Here is a 16,592-nt window from a genome sequence, read left to right on the forward strand (position 1 = left end):
CGTCATTCGTCCCGCAGTACCCGTATAAACGGTAAATGCTGCGGGGCAAAAAACTGGAATAGAAACAGTTTCCGACCGGATTAAAAAAAAGTAATAAATGTTTTGAAAATAGTCTTTGCAGATTCCCGAAGTTTATGTAGTTTTGCCTACCTTTTTAAAGGATGACATATTGAATGCGCTCGTGGTGAAATTGGTAGACACGCTGTCTTCAGGCGGCAGTGCCGTAAGGTGTGGAGGTTCGAATCCTCTCGAGCGCACTAAAAAACGGAACAAAAAAGAAACATTCTTTTTTGTTCCGTTTTTTATTGGGGTTATCTCCTTTTTAAAGAAATAATTATTTTGTCGCGGATCTATTGGTATATTACAACTTAAGTTATAAAGGTTAGTGTCTTTTTGAACCGCCATATACCTGACCCGCTTGGTTTATCCTGAGCGACAGCCGAGGCGTATGTGCTTTCTGTCGGTCATTCTTTGATTTTTATTGTTCCTTTCCTGTATAAGTCTAACGCTTTTTGTAAAATGCTCTCCATTGTCCTTATGGGGATATCTTTGTTTGGATTAACCCTGAAAATCTTCATTCGGGAACGGTCGCCTTCTTCCAATTCGGGGTGGTCAAGGTATTTTCCTTCCACCATAAGAATATAAGGTTCGTTCGTTTTTTTATCTGTCCACAAATAGCAAAATATTTTTTTCTTATAACAAAAGCAAGGCATTCCCCACTTCTGTGTTTCAATAATGTTTGTGTCTTGGTCAAGGATAATACTCCGCAACGCAAGCAGACAGCTCTTGTTTGGCTCTTCTTTATTCAGATAATAGTTATGAAGTTCTTCTAACATTCGTTTGCTATTTTATGGCAATTAAGAAGTCAATCTCTGCATCTGCCGGATTTTGAGCTTTTACTCCAAAAACTTCAAAGTCTGTCGTAAATGCTCTGTCTAAATCCATTTCCCAAATTTCTGTCCATTTGTTTACTATCAATCCTTTCATCAAATCCCCTTTGGCAGATAGTTTTACATAGTTTCCACCGTCAAACGACTTGCCAATCATTCCGTTGGGAATGTCGTTCAGGTTTTCTACCTTGCAACCCAAAATTGCCGTGTAGGGTTTTGTATGGTCACTTTCATAGTCAGTGTATATGGAATATACCGTGTTGTCGGTTTTGTTTGGGATTGCGTCTAAAACTTTTTTATTCATAAACGTACCCCACAAGTCCGAAATTTCTTTTGCAGCTTGTCCATTTTCGTTTGTGGTTCTTACCGAAATGCCGATTACCCTAAAAGGTTCAATTTTTACTTTGTCCATTTTGATTTATTTTTTGTTGAGCCACAAAGCTAAAATTGGGTTGCGACAACGGTATGTCAGGGGTTTGGAAAATATTTTTCTCGACACATTTCAAAATATTCTTCCAATGTAATTTTGTACGGATTGAAAGTGTCGTTGAGTATTCTCAACTGTTTTATTCTATCCAGTCTAAAGGCACGATATTCCTTTCGTAATTGGCAAAATGCAATAAGCAACCAATTTTCCTGCGTGCTATACAAAGCAAAAGGCTCAATCGTTCTGCTTGTGTTTTCTTGGGCTTCGTTTGTGTATTTTATTTCTGTCAGGCGGAAGTTGGTCAGAGCAAACTGTAAATCAGATAAATAATTACTTGTTTTTTCATTATTGTTATTTTGTCTGAACTGAAGCCGTTCGGAAAGTAAGTTAGCTTTATCCTTTACATTGTATTTTAAAACAGCTTTGATTTTATCAATGGCTTCTTTGTAGTCTTTAATGAATGAAGTGTCTTTGTTTTTAAGCACCAACTGTTCTGCGGTAATCAAAGCGTTGGCTTGTGCTTCGGTAAACATTACAGGCGGAACTCTGTATCCTTCCATTAATGTATAACCCTTTCCGTCTTCTGCCACAATCGGAACTCCTGCTTGCTCCAATGCTCTGATGTCCCTGTAAATTGTCCTGATACTAACCGAAAATTTGTCCGCAAGTTCCGTAGCTGTCAAAAGTCTTTTCGTTTGTAGTTGTATCAGAATTGCAGTCAGTCTTGAAAGTCGTTTTGTATCATTTTCGTTCATTTGTTGTCTGTCTACTGATGTTTGGAACGGTCACTGGTAGTATTACGCCTAACACACAAATATACATAATTAACATCCATTGCGCATTGTGAATAAAAATCGTTGTTTACGTCATGTTGCGCGTCGTCGAAACATCTCCTGCCGTCAGTAAAGATCCTTCGACAGGGCTATTAGGATCTATTTGGCCGAATTCGGACATGTACTCAAATTGATCGGTGAATATCCTGTGGATAGTCTTTTACCTCAACGCCTCAGGGATTATTTTCTCTATTGTGTGCAAAATGAAAAAATGAGTGAACTTAAGATCAATGGAAAAATCAATGCTGTAAAATACTACTTTGAACAGGTTTTGCACCGCTCCAAAATGTTTTTTGATATCCCTCGTCCCAAAAAACTACAGCTTTACCCAAAAGGCTTAACAAAATGAAATAAAACGACTTTTTGAGCAGGTAAAAAAAGCGAAACACCTGCCTGTTTTAAAACTGTGTTACGGTATGGGGCTTCGGGTAAGTGAGGTGGTTAAGCTCAAGGTAGGAGATATAGACAGCCATGACCGATATATCCTCATTGCCTCGGCCAAGGGCAAAAAAGACCGATACATCCCTCTTCCTGAATCGGTATTGGGACTACTTAGACAATATTATCGCATTTATAAACCAAAGGGGTTTTTGTTTGAAGGGGCCTGTGGAGGCGCATTTTCCAAAAGCAGTGTACAGGCTGTTTTCCGAAACGCTATGAAGCCAGCAAGTATTCGCAAAAAGGCAGGGGTGCATGGCCTACGCCATTCTTATGCTACACCTTTGCTGGAATCGGGGGGCGATATTCGGTTTATTCAGGAACTTTTAGAGCATAACTCTATAAAACCACCCAAATTTACACACAGGACAGGTATCAAATAGTGCTAAAATAAAACTCCAAAGCCCTTTAGATAACGTACAGAGCATAGAGCCGTCCTGCAATTTCGTTTAAGAACCTTTTAGAGACACGGGCTATCCGTTTTTATTTGTTACCTCGATGTAATGTGAAGAATAACGGGAATGTCTTCGTTTATTTTTTGGGTTCTCTTCTGAACAGCGTAGATCAGTTTTTTACTAAAAAACCTCCAAGAATATATCCCTTTTTCCCCTCTTCCAACTGAATATACACCCAATCTCCCGGAACAACAGCAGATAATAGTGTAACCAGGGTTCCGCTGGAAATAGTTTCTACAATACGGGAAGTACCGCTGGGAAATACCCGCATATTGATATTTTCAGGGGCAGCAATGATGCCATCCGGTAATGATAAATCGCCCAATGCCCTTCGGATGATCTTTAGGATACGGTCTGCATTGGCTACGTCGGATTCGTTATAATTGACCCTGCTCACCCCATCTTCGTCTGGTATTAAATCCCTGTAATAGCTTTCTCTTATTGCTGCTATTTTTCCGAAATGTCTTTTGTTTACCGGATATCCCTTTTCTATGAGAAACTGTATTATGGTCGGTTCTATATAAAAGGAATCCAGCGCTATTTCCATAAGGTCTTTTTTTTCCGGTTCTTCTATAGGCAAAGGGTACGCTATAATATCAGATACACTTATTTTACTCTGCTCCCAAAAGTAACGTACTTCTTCCCCGATAAATCTGGCATCTTCAGCATGGTCTGCCGAAAGTATTTTTATTATAAACCGTTTGTGAATAACAATGTCATAGCGATCAAGGGCATCCAGCATATCCTTGCATTTTTGAATAATCGCAGCCTGTTTTTCATAATTCCTGAAAGCACGCTGTTTATCAGTTTCCAATTGTTTGAGGTGATTTTTCCCGAAATCGCTCCGGTATGCTTCCGTTGCCTGTGGGGTATCGAAATATGAAATGGCTTCCCTACCGTAATGTCCCCCTCCGTTCTGGTTGGCTTCGTACCACTTTTCGCAGATCATATCTATGTATCCCTGCCTTATCTCCACACCATTGTCGGCCAGTTCCTTTACTTTGTCTGAATTTCCACTGTTTATGGCAAAACGCCAGAGATGTTCCCTGCTATCCGGCTTTTCCCCTTTGACCGGGCCGTCCTTTCCTTCCAGGAGCACAATACGTTCCATAAGCTTACCGAGAGTAGGCATGGGTATCTCCTGGCCATCGGAAGAAAACATTTTACCTTCAGCCAGCTGACTTTTGGCAAAACGGGCTTCCCCATACAGCTTACCATCCGGGTAATACCCTTTCCACAGGCCTTCTTTAAAGCCATTTTTATAGGTGCGTTCAAATCGTTTCCAGCCTTTTTCGTCATACCAAACCCATGATCCATCAGGTAAATTGAACCGGAACTGTCCTTCTACAAGGAGCCTTTTTTCCGTATCATACATTTTCCATATACCTTCTTTTTTCCCGTCCTGGTATATACCTTCCGCCCTTAATTTCCCATTCTTGTAAAAAGCATGCCAAAGGCCGTGACGTGTACCGTCTTCCCAGGCATAACCGGTTTCCATAACGATGTTGGAATTCGGGAAGTATATAGTATCCTCCAGGGAGGCATTTTCGTAATCCATATATCTCCTTATTTCAATAACCCTTGAAAGGGTGATTTTTATTTGAGACCCTTAAAGATATCTGTAATTTCCGGATTGTCGGATGCTATACCCAGGTCATAGGCGCTTTGGCCAACCGCAAAAAAATCCGGGTCGAAAATCCCGTCTTTATTACAAGGTAAAAAGGCTTCTTTCTTCCGGACTTCCAGTTCGCCCTGGATATGATCTATGTCTTTTTCGGAACCACCAAAAAATTGCCGTTCCTGTAATATCCACCAGAGGAGAGTGACATTGCATTCCTTGTAAAGATCAAAATGTAACCGTTCTACCAGGACCTTCAATGTTTGATAAGAGGGATAATAATCTGGGGAAGTCCCCTGTATGACCTCAGTAATTTTTTCCGGATCCGGATTTGCTCCTTTATCTATTAATAGTTCTATAATCTCCGAATCCACATTCAGGATAGATTCCAGTAACAAATTATCCAATAATTCCTGCTTAGCATTTCCTTTATAATTTTCAAGCAAAAATTCCAATATTGGTTTTGAGGTTATATAGCCATCGCCACTCCCATCTCTTTGTACCAGCATTAAAATGTCTTCCCCATTGATCTCTGCCCCGTCACGAAATACATTTTTTATTTGTTGTAAAAGCTTTTTTTCTTTAACCGGATCAATGGCAAACTGATCGCCTTGATATTCTCCCAAATGCAACGAAGCCTGAATTAAACCGGATAAGGAGTCCTGTTCTATAATATTCCCGGATTTTACAGGTTCCATTGTCTGAATTTCCCTGCTATTTGTCCTCCCGGGTTTTCCGTGGCAGCCTGTGGCCCATAAAAACAATACAAACAACAATCCTATATTATATATCCTCATATCCGCTAATTTTGTTCTTCTGTTACTGCTTCTTCAGCCACTTCTCCTTCGGTTTCCGAAGAAATCCCGAGTATATGGTCCACATCGGGCAGGGGGTCAAGTTTTATCCAGGCTTTGTATTCCACTTCGATATCTGTGGGCTCTTCCATTTTTATTTTGGCATCCGAGCTGTCCGTATTATCACTAAACCCTCTCCTTTCATATATTCCCTTTAACTCAGGAATCTTTTCTTCTACCCAGGTATTTACCGCGTGATATTTGTTCTTATAAACGGAATATCCCGTAGCATTATTGACATAGCCTCCACTTTCTGTTTTTACACCGTGGCAGCCTCTCATATCCTTGGATTTCCAGGGATCAAACGAGGAAGCATCACGTTTGTTTGTAGTAATGGTGTTTTCCCCTACTTCTATATCCCTCTGCGTTAAGAATATCATATCACCATTCTTGTGTTCATTTGCTTCGGAAATATCCTGGGCATTATCCCCGCTTCCGGTTGTCCTGGGAAGATTGGAGCTGTAATCTGCTTCGGGAAGAACAATACGATATCGGTAGGATAGCCTGTTCCCGGAACCACCTGTCTTAAACATTAACTGGTAGTAATCCGGTTGTCCGTGCTTTCCTGTTGGGGGCAGGCAGGAACCGGTCCTGAAATATGTCCTGTTTGCATGGGTAGCCCCACCGGAATGACGGGCAAAATAGAGGTACTCGCTCTCCGCCTGGCTTTTATTGTTATTAGCCAGATCTTCTTCCAGTTTTTCTTTGGCCTTACCTATACCGTCCCCTTTATATATATAGGCTTTATAGATCGGAAAAGTAGTTTTGTCTTTATTGGCTCCTGAACTGTTTTTCTTAGCGTAAAAGGTACCGTCTTCATCATACCCTTCAATATCATTATAATACCCCACATCCGGCTGCATTTTAGCTGTTCCTTTGTGAGTGGCACCTTCCGTTGCACTTTCATAACGGGGTTCGTCCAATTTTTTATGGGTTGCCCCTTCTGTAGCAGGAACATAGCTATCTCCCTGCAACTTATATGTAGCTTCTTCAGAAGAAGCAAGTTCATATTCAATTTTGATATGGGTAGCATCCTGGGAAGTTGCCTGCCAGTCGATCTCAATATCAGTGGCAATTTCATCGGTGATCCAGATAACCACTTCCTTAACAACAACTTCTTCCGTAGCTACCTCTTCCTGATCGTCATAGACAAAAGAGTTGTAATTAATACTATTTGCCGGCGCATCGATAAAATCCGATGCTGATTCCTGGCCGCGCATGGCGTTAGACATTTCTTCTTCTTCCATCGGCTTACAGGTTTACAAATAATACATTGAACAACACTATTGTCCTGTTAAAACTTGAAACACGACACATATATTACTGATTATAAATACAATATACATATTTTAAAAATAAACGGACTTAAATTTTTCTTTGATGATTATTTGCCAAAATTCAAAATTCCTATTTTGTAAACCACTTAAAATCAAATACATTTATAAGTCCAATCGACCTGAATATTAATTATCTGATTTTTATGGGACACTAGTGATTGAACAAAATGAATAAAAGAAAAACAGCGGTGTATACAATAAAATACTTATCTTGAATTCTCTTCCGCAGGGAATTTATCCCAAACCATAGCCCCACTACAATCCATAAACACATAATGCTCACACTCATAATATATAATTCCTGGGTTCTATAATAAACAGGCATGGCTTCGCTTCCAAAATGGTACTTTTCCGGGGTATTTAATGCTTCTATAATATCTAATATCACGATCAATAAAAACAAGATCAATATACTGCTTGTCATAATATAGATTATTTTCCTTACCATGTTCATATATTAATTCCGTTAATTTGGACAGTCAATTTCTACGGGATATTCTTTCCACTCATCTGGGTTATTGTGTGTTTTTATTTTAAATTCCCAGTAATATTCTTCACTATTCCCTGTTTTTTGAAAGACAGCAATAATATCATCCAAGTGGTCGGCTACTACATAATCACCAAAATAGCTATGATTCTCTTTATAATTTTTTGACATATTCCAAGACTCTTTGTAGAAAATTCTCATTAACCAAACAGAGTCTTTTTTAATTTGGCAAAGATTAATGGTAGTATCATTATATTGTGATATTAAATTGGCCAATGAATCTATATTTTTGGGAGGGTTTGATATTACAATATATTCATTAATACTTTTATTATGACTATATTCTTTTCCTATTTCAGTCAATGGAAAAAATTCAGCCTTTTTATTGCAACTAGCACAGATTAAAAATAAAATTAAATAAAGATGATTTTTGTTCATGTCTAATAAAATCCGTTAAACGTTTTTTCAAATTCCATTTTAGTGATAAAGGGTTTGTAATTCCTCAAATGTTGTAATACAAACCAAGCTCTAAAACCTACCATATAATAATATTTCTTTTCTAAATCAGGCTCATCCAAACCAAAATGATCGTATAAGGTAACTTTATAAGTTGCCTTAAAGTTTTTTCCTTTCTCTTCAAATTTGGTTAAGGAAACCTCATAAGCCCAGGTATCATTGACTAAAATGGTCAATCCTTTTTTACCACTCCAACCATCCTCATTATATTTAAAACGAGGGTGTCCATAATTCATGTCGTATGTTCTGGGTCTATCTCCATCGTTGCCATTATAAAACTTATGTTGAATTTGTCCTATTACTCCATTATCTTTTTTTAGCCTTTCTACAATCAGTTTTTCCATCTCTTTACAAAAACGTTTAGTAGAAGGGTGTTCCTCGGCGTATTTGGTTAAAATGGGATTGCTAAACTCCGTTCCTGTATTTCCTTCAAAATGTGCTATCATTTTTAAAGCTACACCCTTTAATTCTCCCCAGGCAAAGATGTCTTTTATCATGTTTTCAAAAGCAATCCAAAGCCTTTCATCACTAAAATTCATAGTGTTTCTCATCATCCACCCATAATTCTCAATTCGTTCTTTAGAGTAGATAGAATGACCGGTATTGAGATTTATACCGTCGCCATAACACATATCATCCGCTATTATAAATGTGTCATTTTTATATTGTCTTCCCTTGAGTTTGTATTTATCTATAAAAATGGGAAAATCAATGATTTTGGTACGTACGCTTACCGACCCATCAGGGTTTTCAATATAAGGAATCACATCAACTTCCTTACCTATGTGATTCTCTACATTAAATTTTAGTCGCAGGTTATCTCCCGTGCTTTTCAGATGCCATATTTTTCCGTCAACGCGAAACGCCCATTTAATACTTGTTTTATCTACTTCTCCTTCATCTACATTATATCCCGTCACTTTATATTCACCCGAAGAATTAAAGGGCACTTGGGAAGGACCTCCTACGGAAACAACCTTATGCTCATCATTTTCTTCAATTTCACTTTCGGTTGCCGTTTGCCCGCTATCTGTTATTTCTATTTTTTGATTGCTATGGGGCACACAATAATTCCGGGACTCCATCACTATTGCGGGAGCATCCTGTACGGTGATAGATGCTGGTTTGTCCCATCCTTTCAGCTGGATGACACTTTTACAGGGGGGCTTTTTATCTCCGTATTTACTGTGATTACAGACCCCGTCAAAGACCAGGTTTTGGGCCCCGTTAGTATCGTTGATATTAGCCCAAAGCATGTCCTGCAATTTCAGGTTATTGGAAGTGACCCTGAGCTTGCCTTCCGGTTTGCTGCATAAATCGCATTTTATACGGGCGCCGTTCATAACGAACTTTTTACCTTCGGGCGGGGTCTTCTTATTTTTCTTTTCTTCACCAGCCATAGTATTCATTTTACTGTGCTTGGATAAATTTCCGGTGACGTATCCCTATCCTTTGCTTACTTTGACATCACTGCCTCCCTGGAAGGTGGCCAACCCTGCACCTTTGATGTTCATGTCACCACTCAGGGTGACCATAGTGGCTTCGGATGAGCTTTGCTCAAAGGTCTCGGACACCTGAACCGTTTTATTCCCGGAAATGATCTCCAGGGTATTGGTCGTGGTAACCGAATAGTCTTTTGAAATGCTCTCCGTCTTGTTGTTTCCAACCTGAACATTCATGTCTTCCTGAATATTGAGGAGCAGGTTCCTGGCATTCAGGGTCATGGTCTCATTGGCCGTAATATCTATGTTATTACCAGCCGTATCTATAAAAATAGTATTTTTATTCTTATCGGTTATTGTGATACTTTCCGCCCCATTAGTATCATCCAGCTTAATGACATGCCCGCTACGGGTATGGATGACTTTCAGGTCATTGTCTGCCGTGGCATAGCCGCTTATTTGATTGCCATTGTACATCGTCCCAGTCACATAGGGTTTTTCGGCATTGCCGCCTTCAAAGGCCACTAGAACTTCTTCTCCTACTTCCGGAATAAAATAGAAGCCTTTACTACTTCCTCCATAGGACTGTACCATCCGTATCCAGGTGCTTTCATAATCCCAGTGGAATTTCACCTTTACCCGCCCCAAACCTTTAGGGTCGTTGTTGTCAGTGACCACGGCAGGTTGGGTTTCTGCAGTTCTTACTGTATGGAAAGGATCGGTATAGTGAGGCACGGCCATATCTGCCGGGATGGCATCAAAATGGCAACGGTAATCCCCTACGGCTTGGGAGTTGTGGGTGGCCCTGATGACCAAAAATTCGCTTTGGACACCATTCTTTATAATGGTCACAGTCCCTCCGATCTGTAATGGAGTGTCACTTGCCCCGGAATAGATCACCGTATTGGCTTCACTGGATTTCTGAAGGAGTTTTTGCATTTCCTGTAATTCCCGGTCATTATTGATATGGGCTGCATATTGATAATTCCGGTTTTGACGGTTATGTACATTTTTGGAAGACTTGTCCAGGGCATTTTGGGCAAACAAGCTGCGGCTGTTTTGTTCGGGGCTGTATTTTTGTTCGGTCAGTGCTTGTGCGTTTTCATAATCATACCCTTTTAAACTCACCTTATGGGACAGGATATTACTACCTGGGATAAAATGATGTAGGTTTACCTTGTCTACCAATTTGGTAGTATAGGATTGCAGCTTTCCGAATTGCAGCCGCTCTCCGTTATAGTAGAACCATTCGCCATAACGCCGGGCCATACGCCGCATAAATGCAAAATCCGTTTCGTTGTATTGCACTACATACGCCGGGGTATCCGGGTATTTGGAGCTGATATTTTCCGGTTGTAGTTCCTGTGGAACATCTCGTATGGCATCATAGATAATATCTGATAGCGGCTTTTCTATAAAGGTCTGGCTTTGGGGAATATCATCCAGCATCACGGTAAGGCTTTTGCCCTGGATGATATACCCGGTAGATTCAGAAGGGTGCATTTGGGTGATGACCCCCAGGAATTTAATCTCCTCACCTTTCAGGTTTTTTAGTTTTATAATAACCCTGCTCCCGTGATATTCCTGGATAACTCCGGCCTGTTCCCGGAAATCCTCGATTGGCGCTTCACTATACCGCCAGAAAAAGCTGAAATCATGGTGAGCAGCCAGGCTTTGGGATAGGGAAAGGTTTTTGTATTCTGCACGGCGCTCAAAGCCTTCGATCTGTATGGTTACCTTTTCGATAAGGCTTTTGGTCATTTGGTTGAGTGTTGAGTTCATCATTGCCGTTGTTTTTAGTTTTTACATCTTTTGCGGGTCGTTAAGCATTTTCTTAAGTTCTTTTCGCAAATCTGCAAGTTTATCTTCGATCTCTTCTGGTGTCAACTTGCTTTTTACTTCTTCACAGGCTGCCAGGAAATCCATAACATTCTTTTTATTCTTGCCCCAATCCAAAAACTGGCTTCCGGCACATTCACTTTTAATGGTTGCTGTTCCATCGTTGATCTCCAGGTTTACTTCTTCAATCCACGAGCGCCAGGAAAATTTGGTACGGGCGATAAATCCTGTTTCATCAATGAAAAGCACTTTCCAACCGAGGTCAAATACTGTTTCGATGGCTACGATCAAAAAGTATTCGTCTTTCATGTCGCCGATTTGAATCTCCTGAATGTGTTTTGGAGGGAATCCGAATGCCATGTGTTATTGTTTTTGTCGTTTATACGTAATTAGGGTTGCTAATCGTTACAAACCAAACGCCCAAAGCAAATAACCCTATACTTCCTAAAAAATACACTAATAAATACAGAAACCCTCTTTTACCTTGTTTTTTGCTTTCCCCTTCAAATTCGGCAACAATCCGTTTCCATTTCTTTTTATAGATAAAAAGCAGGTATGTTATGATCATAAAGAGTATTGCAAATAGACCTACCTCTATTTTACTGCTTCCGGTTATATATTCTCCCCATATATCTATTCCTGAAACTATACTTGTTAACCCTATAAGGAAGCCAAATTGAAACAGCACCGTAATAAACATTATATATTCCGCTGCTAAATGAGGGATGTCACTTACCTTTGAAAAAAGGTTGTATGACTTAAAGTACATATACCTGTAAAACCAGGGGGGGTGTATCCTTTCTAACCAGTTCATAATTAATGACGTATTATATCTTTTATAGGGGTTGGCATACGGAGTTGGGTATTGTCCTGTACCTGTTGCAATGCGTTTTCCAATAGTTCCTGCCGGGAGGTTTTTTCTAATTCAATCATAAATTCCCGGTCATGTGACATTTCTATCAAATATTGATTGTACCGCTGCTGTTGTCTCAGAGTTTCCATTTCGGCCTGTTGCTGGGTGGCTGACTTACCCCAGTCGCCCCACCAGCCAAGTGCATCTCCTAAAAAGTAGGTTCCGGAAATAATCAAGCCCGGCACGCCCAGGAAACCGACAATCCCCATAGTGATATCTAAAGTTGCCTTCCCGGTAACTCCCCATTTGTTGGCATCCATGTTTCTATGAGCATCAAATATTTCATATGCTGAAAACCCTACACTCACGTAAAAAAACTTTGTACTTGCAACCCTGTATATTTTAGCCCTTTGAGAAGCCTTCAGTGCCCCCATCTGGTGGCCCCCGGCACCTCTTCCAAAACCCCGTTGGTGGCTTAATGGATTGCGCTTGCCTTCCAGGGTCCTGTACCAGCCTGATTTATCCTTTAGGGCCGTCCGCCACGGCGTAAGGTCCCCAACCTCTCGAAATTCCAATGCTCCTGCAACTATCCCAGCAGTCCCTATTCCCGTTTTTGCTGTCCGGTAATACGGGTCCTCCCAATACGCGAACCGGTTTTCCGGTTCCATGGAGTTAAAATCATTCCTATAGGGAGCACCCCCCAAACCTCCCATTTCGTCGGGGAACATCCCATAAGTGCTTTCGGCCAGTTCTATACCGGGAGTAGAAGGATCGTCAAAAATGCGTAATCGGTAGCCCGTGGTGGGGTCCTGAACATAGACCTGTATTTCCTGGCTAAAGGAATCATCCATTTGTATCGTGGAAAATTCAGAAATTTCTACCCATTGTGCGCCGTCAAAAACCCTATATCCCTCTTTTCCGAAATCAGCCGAACGTACATAACTTTTAAAAGGATTACCCGGATCATGGGTGTTTAAATCCATAATTAGTGTATCCAGTTCATCCAGGGTCATTCCCGTGCTCTGGCAATCTATTGACTCTACGATGTTAGATAGCTCATATTTACGCAATTCCACCTGTTCCTGGAAAATGGCACTTAATGCCGGGAAAGGGTCAAACGTACCGGGAGTACAAGACCTGAACATAGGGCCTGCCTGGCATTTGGCCTGTTCCAGGCTGGGTTGGATCACCTGGTAATGTAGTTTTTCCAGTTCGTCTCTGATCATAGGAAGGGCTATTTTTCCGGGCTAATCCCAGCTATTCTCAAAATCTACATCTTCGATCTTCATCTTTTTTACCGACAGTATCATATGAGTCTGTAGAGGAGCCGTGTTATGGGCATTAAAATGTTCCTTAAACTGAATACAATAAGCCTTTTTAAAATCGATCTTATACAATCGGCTCATCGCATCCCTTTTATAAAAAGTGATGCTCCCGTCCTTGGTCTGGGTGGGTGAGATCATCCAATGCAGAAAATTTGTCTTACCATCGGCTTCCAGCAAAAGATGGATCAATCCTCCTCGTGCGGTCCCTACAGGTTTCCGGTTGTGGTCGGTCTCCTGGTGGAAGGAGTAGGAACAATCTAAAATATTGTATTCCTTCCCGTCCACTGTCATTCGTGCCAAAAAACTCATAACCTAAATGTATTAATTTATAAATAAAAATGCTTAAATACAGTGCTATACTTTATTCTTTACGACCCGTTTTATTCAAAAAAGTCGTACATCCTTGTCTAAAAATAAAAAAGGATGGCATTCAAAATTGGTTTAGCTTGGGGGGGGAAATAAAGGGGAGGTTTTACGCTCCCCTTGTAATATTTGATTTGATCACTTATTATTACAATAGTGAAACAATGGGAAGGTTTATACCCATTCGTTAATATGTTCTCCGCCACCGCTGGAAAGCATACGGCAGGAAATAGTGAAAGTCTCTGTTAAAGGATTGTCTCCTCTATGGTCGAAGTTCTCTTTATACTTCACCAGGTAACCTTCGGTGAAGTTTACTTCCCGAAGTTTAGCATCGGTGTCACGCTTAATATAGGTGATGGTTCCGTTCTTACGTTCGAAGTTGTTAGTCATCCACTCAAAAAAGAAAGAGTCTCCGGTAGATTCTACGGTAAGGTAAATTCGTCCTCCACGTGTAACTGAAGAGGGACGTCCTGTGGCATCTACTTCCTGTGCCAGGTCGTAGTTAGCGCTCAAGATATTTACTTTCTTGCCGCCAACAGATAATGTTGCTTTAAATGACATAATACTAAAATTTAAGAATTAAGGTTAACAAATAAAAAATACCAAAGCAAATATTGAATATATATGTCTACAAGATATTAAATGTGAATGTATTATACAAGTACAAAAATTTAAAAAAAGAAGATTTCCCTTCAGGGTCGTAGGAATTTACCTTTTAAAAATTTAATTTATATCGTACCATTCGACTATATACCGGGAGGGCATTAATTCTTTAAGCCCTTCTTTAGCACTAAGATTTTCCATTCCCATAAAGGCACTTATTTCGGTTGTGGTCTGTCCATCTTCGCGATAATCTTTGGAGCTTTCGGAAAAGGAAACACATCGGGCTTTTTTAGCTGTGATTTCAGTGTCTTTTGGAGGATATGCAGTAAAACGTATTTCTTTCCGCTCCTGGGTATCCGACCATTGCCACAATACAGGAGTGTCTTCAATGGGTAAGTCAACAACAAGATGGAGAAATACATCCATATTGGTGACATGAGTCCGGAAACAGTGTTCCCGGTTCATAGCGATATTATATTTTACGATGCTATAAAATTGGTTATTTACTTCCAGTATTCCCTCGATTTTCATAAATGATGTAGAAAATATGGTTATTTTCAGGAGGGTAGGTAGTATGAGTATAAAAATAATTTCTGTCAAAAACAGGATGGCGATTAACAAACTATCCTGTTTTACCAAAAGCTAACTTCTTCAAATCCTGCATAAAATGGTTCGAAAATTGTTCTGTGAAGCGCACTAATGGATATTCCTTCGATACTGACCCCGTACCGGTGATGTTGACCCCTTAGCAGATTTTGGCCATTACAGATACGCTACTGACAAAACTACAGTTTTTTTCTCATACTTTCTCCTTTGAGTTCAATGCGGTGTGAAGTATGCACCAGGCGGTCCAAAATGGCATCTGCAATGGTGGCTTCCCCGATGATCTCATACCAACTTCTCACCGGTAATTGACTAGCGATAATGGTAGCGACCCTTTCGTGGTGGTCCTCTATAATTTTCAAGAGGTCTATCTGTGCGTTTTTCTCCAAGTCGGTCAGGCCGAAGTCGTCGAGGATCAGCAGCTGTGTTTTGGCCATTTTCTCGAAGCACTTGAGATAGCTGCCGTCAAGCCTGGAAGTTACTACAACCATTTTAAATGGGATTCTGTCTTTAAGCCGGTTTATAAGTTGGTTAGCTTAGAAAATAAGAATGAACAAGTCGTTGCCACTGTCTCTGTCAGTTCTTTAAGATTTGAATTCTTCGAGAACAACCCTTTGACTTGCAGACATAAATTTCATTTTGAATCAGGAAAAATAACCCGAATTGAAAACATGGATTGTGATGCAAATTGGGAAATATGGCAAAATGAAAAGGACACTCTGGTTAATTGGGTGAAATTAAACCATCCTGAACTGGACGGATTTATTAATGATTTGAGTATGGAAGTGTAAGCTTCCCCTAATTAGAACTGTTAGTTAGTATAATATTATCATCTTTTGACCTCCTCCCAAATTTACACACAGGACAGGTATCAAATAGTGCTAAAATAAAACTCAAAAGCTCTTTAGATAACTTACAGAGCATAGAGCCGTCCTGCAATTTCGTTTAAGAACCTTTTAGAGACACGGACTATCCGTTTTTATTTGTTACCTCGATGTAATGTGAAGAATAACGGGAATGGCTTCGTTTATTCTTTGGGTTCTCTTCTGAACAGCGTAGATCAGATTTTTACTAAAAAATCTCCAAGAATATATCCCTTTTTCCAACCGAACAGACACCCAATCCCGGAGATGCCAGGAGACAGTAGCCTTACCAAGGTGCTACAGGAAACGTTTTCATACTACGAAGTGTACCACTGGGAATATTAGTTTGAGACTATCGTGTATACGACCTGTGGTTGATCGTTACGTATAACCGTTTCGGAACCGTTGTATTGTATACGTATATTTTTAGCAACAGCACCTGTTTTACTGGAAATAATTACCTGATCGGAACCGCTAAGCGATTGCCGGTTATAGACGGTTGCCGGGGTTAGGGGGGCGGAGCCTTCGGAAGGAGATATAAGCAGGGTTGCCGTATCCTCTTCGGTGCCCTGTACCTGTACTTCGAAGCCGTTGGTACTGTCTACGATGAGATGATCGTTTGGTTGGTTAAAATGTACCCTTTCTACATTATCGATCACCAGGGTCTGTATGGGAATAAGTGTAACATGAAGTGATATCTGGTCTCCGTTTTGTCCCAGAAAATATAACGGAGAGAGTAAAAATAACAGAAGTAGTGATTTGGAGCACATGATCTTCCCGTTTTTGTTGAACATAAAGGTTTTTCGATCCTTATAAAGATACGAAATATAGCTTTAGGGGCTTCAA

The 16,592-nt window shown here is 40.3% G+C and carries 19 protein-coding genes and 1 tRNA gene; 3 read left to right on the forward strand and 17 right to left on the reverse strand.

All coding sequences use genetic code 11. The annotated features are described in order from the left end of the window. Nucleotides 1-175 precede the first annotated feature (175 nt). Nucleotides 176-257, forward strand: a tRNA-Leu gene (locus BT112_RS03700). Between the two features lie 207 nt (nucleotides 258-464). Here BT112_RS03700 and BT112_RS03705 read toward each other — a convergent pair. Genes BT112_RS03705 through BT112_RS03715 form a run of 3 tightly spaced genes read right to left on the reverse strand, consistent with a single transcriptional unit; the run spans nucleotide 465 to nucleotide 2,072 of the window. Next, nucleotides 465-836 carry a DUF1801 domain-containing protein gene (locus tag BT112_RS03705; protein WP_072316015.1) on the reverse strand — a complete coding sequence of 124 codons (372 nt, stop codon included), beginning with the start codon at nucleotides 834-836 and terminating at the stop codon, nucleotides 465-467. Between the two features lie 7 nt (nucleotides 837-843). Continuing rightward, the gene (locus BT112_RS03710; RefSeq protein ID WP_072316016.1) at nucleotides 844-1,302 is read right to left on the reverse strand and encodes a GyrI-like domain-containing protein; all 459 of its coding nucleotides are present in this window, start codon (nucleotides 1,300-1,302) and stop codon (nucleotides 844-846) included. A gap of 56 nt (nucleotides 1,303-1,358) precedes the next feature. Next, the gene (locus BT112_RS03715; protein ID WP_072316017.1) at nucleotides 1,359-2,072 is read right to left on the reverse strand and encodes a helix-turn-helix transcriptional regulator; all 714 of its coding nucleotides are present in this window, start codon (nucleotides 2,070-2,072) and stop codon (nucleotides 1,359-1,361) included. Nucleotides 2,073-2,253: 181 nt separating this feature from the next. On the opposite strand from BT112_RS03715, the gene BT112_RS03720 reads away from it, so the two are divergent. Beyond that, nucleotides 2,254-2,499, forward strand: coding sequence for a hypothetical protein (locus BT112_RS03720; RefSeq protein ID WP_072316018.1), 246 nt, complete (start codon nucleotides 2,254-2,256; stop codon nucleotides 2,497-2,499). A gap of 55 nt (nucleotides 2,500-2,554) precedes the next feature. Further along, on the forward strand, nucleotides 2,555-2,971 hold the full coding sequence (locus tag BT112_RS03725; RefSeq protein WP_245776981.1) for a tyrosine-type recombinase/integrase: 417 nt from the start codon (nucleotides 2,555-2,557) through the stop codon (nucleotides 2,969-2,971). A gap of 181 nt (nucleotides 2,972-3,152) precedes the next feature. Here the strand turns inward: BT112_RS03725 and BT112_RS03730 are convergent, their stop codons facing one another. From BT112_RS03730 to BT112_RS03805, 14 genes are all read right to left on the reverse strand, one after another. Then, nucleotides 3,153-4,601 (reverse strand): SH3 domain-containing protein, encoded by a 1,449-nt coding sequence (locus BT112_RS03730; RefSeq protein WP_072316020.1) that lies wholly within the window; start codon nucleotides 4,599-4,601, stop codon nucleotides 3,153-3,155. Nucleotides 4,602-4,639: 38 nt separating this feature from the next. Further along, complete coding sequence (locus BT112_RS03735; protein WP_072316021.1) at nucleotides 4,640-5,458, reverse strand: hypothetical protein; 819 nt, start codon at nucleotides 5,456-5,458, stop codon at nucleotides 4,640-4,642. Between the two features lie 5 nt (nucleotides 5,459-5,463). Then, nucleotides 5,464-6,762, reverse strand: a complete 1,299-nt coding sequence (locus BT112_RS03740) for a hypothetical protein (protein WP_072316022.1) — start codon at nucleotides 6,760-6,762, stop codon at nucleotides 5,464-5,466. Nucleotides 6,763-7,318: 556 nt separating this feature from the next. Next, a complete protein-coding gene (locus tag BT112_RS03750) occupies nucleotides 7,319-7,777 on the reverse strand; it encodes a hypothetical protein (RefSeq protein WP_072316024.1) in 459 nt (152 codons plus the stop codon). 2 nt (nucleotides 7,778-7,779) lie between these two features. After that, on the reverse strand, nucleotides 7,780-9,255 hold the full coding sequence (locus BT112_RS03755) for a DUF3289 family protein (protein WP_072316025.1): 1,476 nt from the start codon (nucleotides 9,253-9,255) through the stop codon (nucleotides 7,780-7,782). A gap of 45 nt (nucleotides 9,256-9,300) precedes the next feature. After that, nucleotides 9,301-11,082 carry a type VI secretion system Vgr family protein gene (locus BT112_RS03760; RefSeq protein WP_083564782.1) on the reverse strand — a complete coding sequence of 594 codons (1,782 nt, stop codon included), beginning with the start codon at nucleotides 11,080-11,082 and terminating at the stop codon, nucleotides 9,301-9,303. Between the two features lie 18 nt (nucleotides 11,083-11,100). Next, the gene (locus BT112_RS03765; RefSeq protein WP_072316027.1) at nucleotides 11,101-11,496 is read right to left on the reverse strand and encodes a hypothetical protein; all 396 of its coding nucleotides are present in this window, start codon (nucleotides 11,494-11,496) and stop codon (nucleotides 11,101-11,103) included. 19 nt (nucleotides 11,497-11,515) lie between these two features. Beyond that, entirely contained in the window at nucleotides 11,516-11,950 is a 435-nt protein-coding gene (locus BT112_RS03770) for a hypothetical protein (protein ID WP_072316028.1), read from the reverse strand. A gap of 2 nt (nucleotides 11,951-11,952) precedes the next feature. Continuing rightward, the gene (locus BT112_RS03775) at nucleotides 11,953-13,215 is read right to left on the reverse strand and encodes a hypothetical protein (RefSeq protein ID WP_072316029.1); all 1,263 of its coding nucleotides are present in this window, start codon (nucleotides 13,213-13,215) and stop codon (nucleotides 11,953-11,955) included. A gap of 21 nt (nucleotides 13,216-13,236) precedes the next feature. After that, nucleotides 13,237-13,623: a type VI secretion system tube protein TssD gene (tssD, locus tag BT112_RS03780; protein WP_072316030.1), complete on the reverse strand. Its 387-nt coding sequence runs from the start codon at nucleotides 13,621-13,623 to the stop codon at nucleotides 13,237-13,239. Between the two features lie 228 nt (nucleotides 13,624-13,851). After that, nucleotides 13,852-14,238, reverse strand: coding sequence for a type VI secretion system tube protein TssD (gene tssD / locus BT112_RS03790; protein WP_072316032.1), 387 nt, complete (start codon nucleotides 14,236-14,238; stop codon nucleotides 13,852-13,854). Between the two features lie 162 nt (nucleotides 14,239-14,400). After that, nucleotides 14,401-14,901 carry a hypothetical protein gene (locus BT112_RS03795; protein ID WP_072316033.1) on the reverse strand — a complete coding sequence of 167 codons (501 nt, stop codon included), beginning with the start codon at nucleotides 14,899-14,901 and terminating at the stop codon, nucleotides 14,401-14,403. A 164-nt stretch (nucleotides 14,902-15,065) separates the two neighbouring features. Then, entirely contained in the window at nucleotides 15,066-15,374 is a 309-nt protein-coding gene (locus BT112_RS03800) for an ATP-binding protein (RefSeq protein ID WP_072316034.1), read from the reverse strand. Nucleotides 15,375-16,087: 713 nt separating this feature from the next. After that, complete coding sequence (locus BT112_RS03805; RefSeq protein WP_072316035.1) at nucleotides 16,088-16,540, reverse strand: hypothetical protein; 453 nt, start codon at nucleotides 16,538-16,540, stop codon at nucleotides 16,088-16,090. Nucleotides 16,541-16,592: the final 52 nt, after the last annotated feature.

Origin of the sequence: Sinomicrobium oceani, from assembly GCF_900119185.1 — a bacterium.
Lineage (GTDB): Bacteria > Bacteroidota > Bacteroidia > Flavobacteriales > Flavobacteriaceae > Sinomicrobium > Sinomicrobium oceani.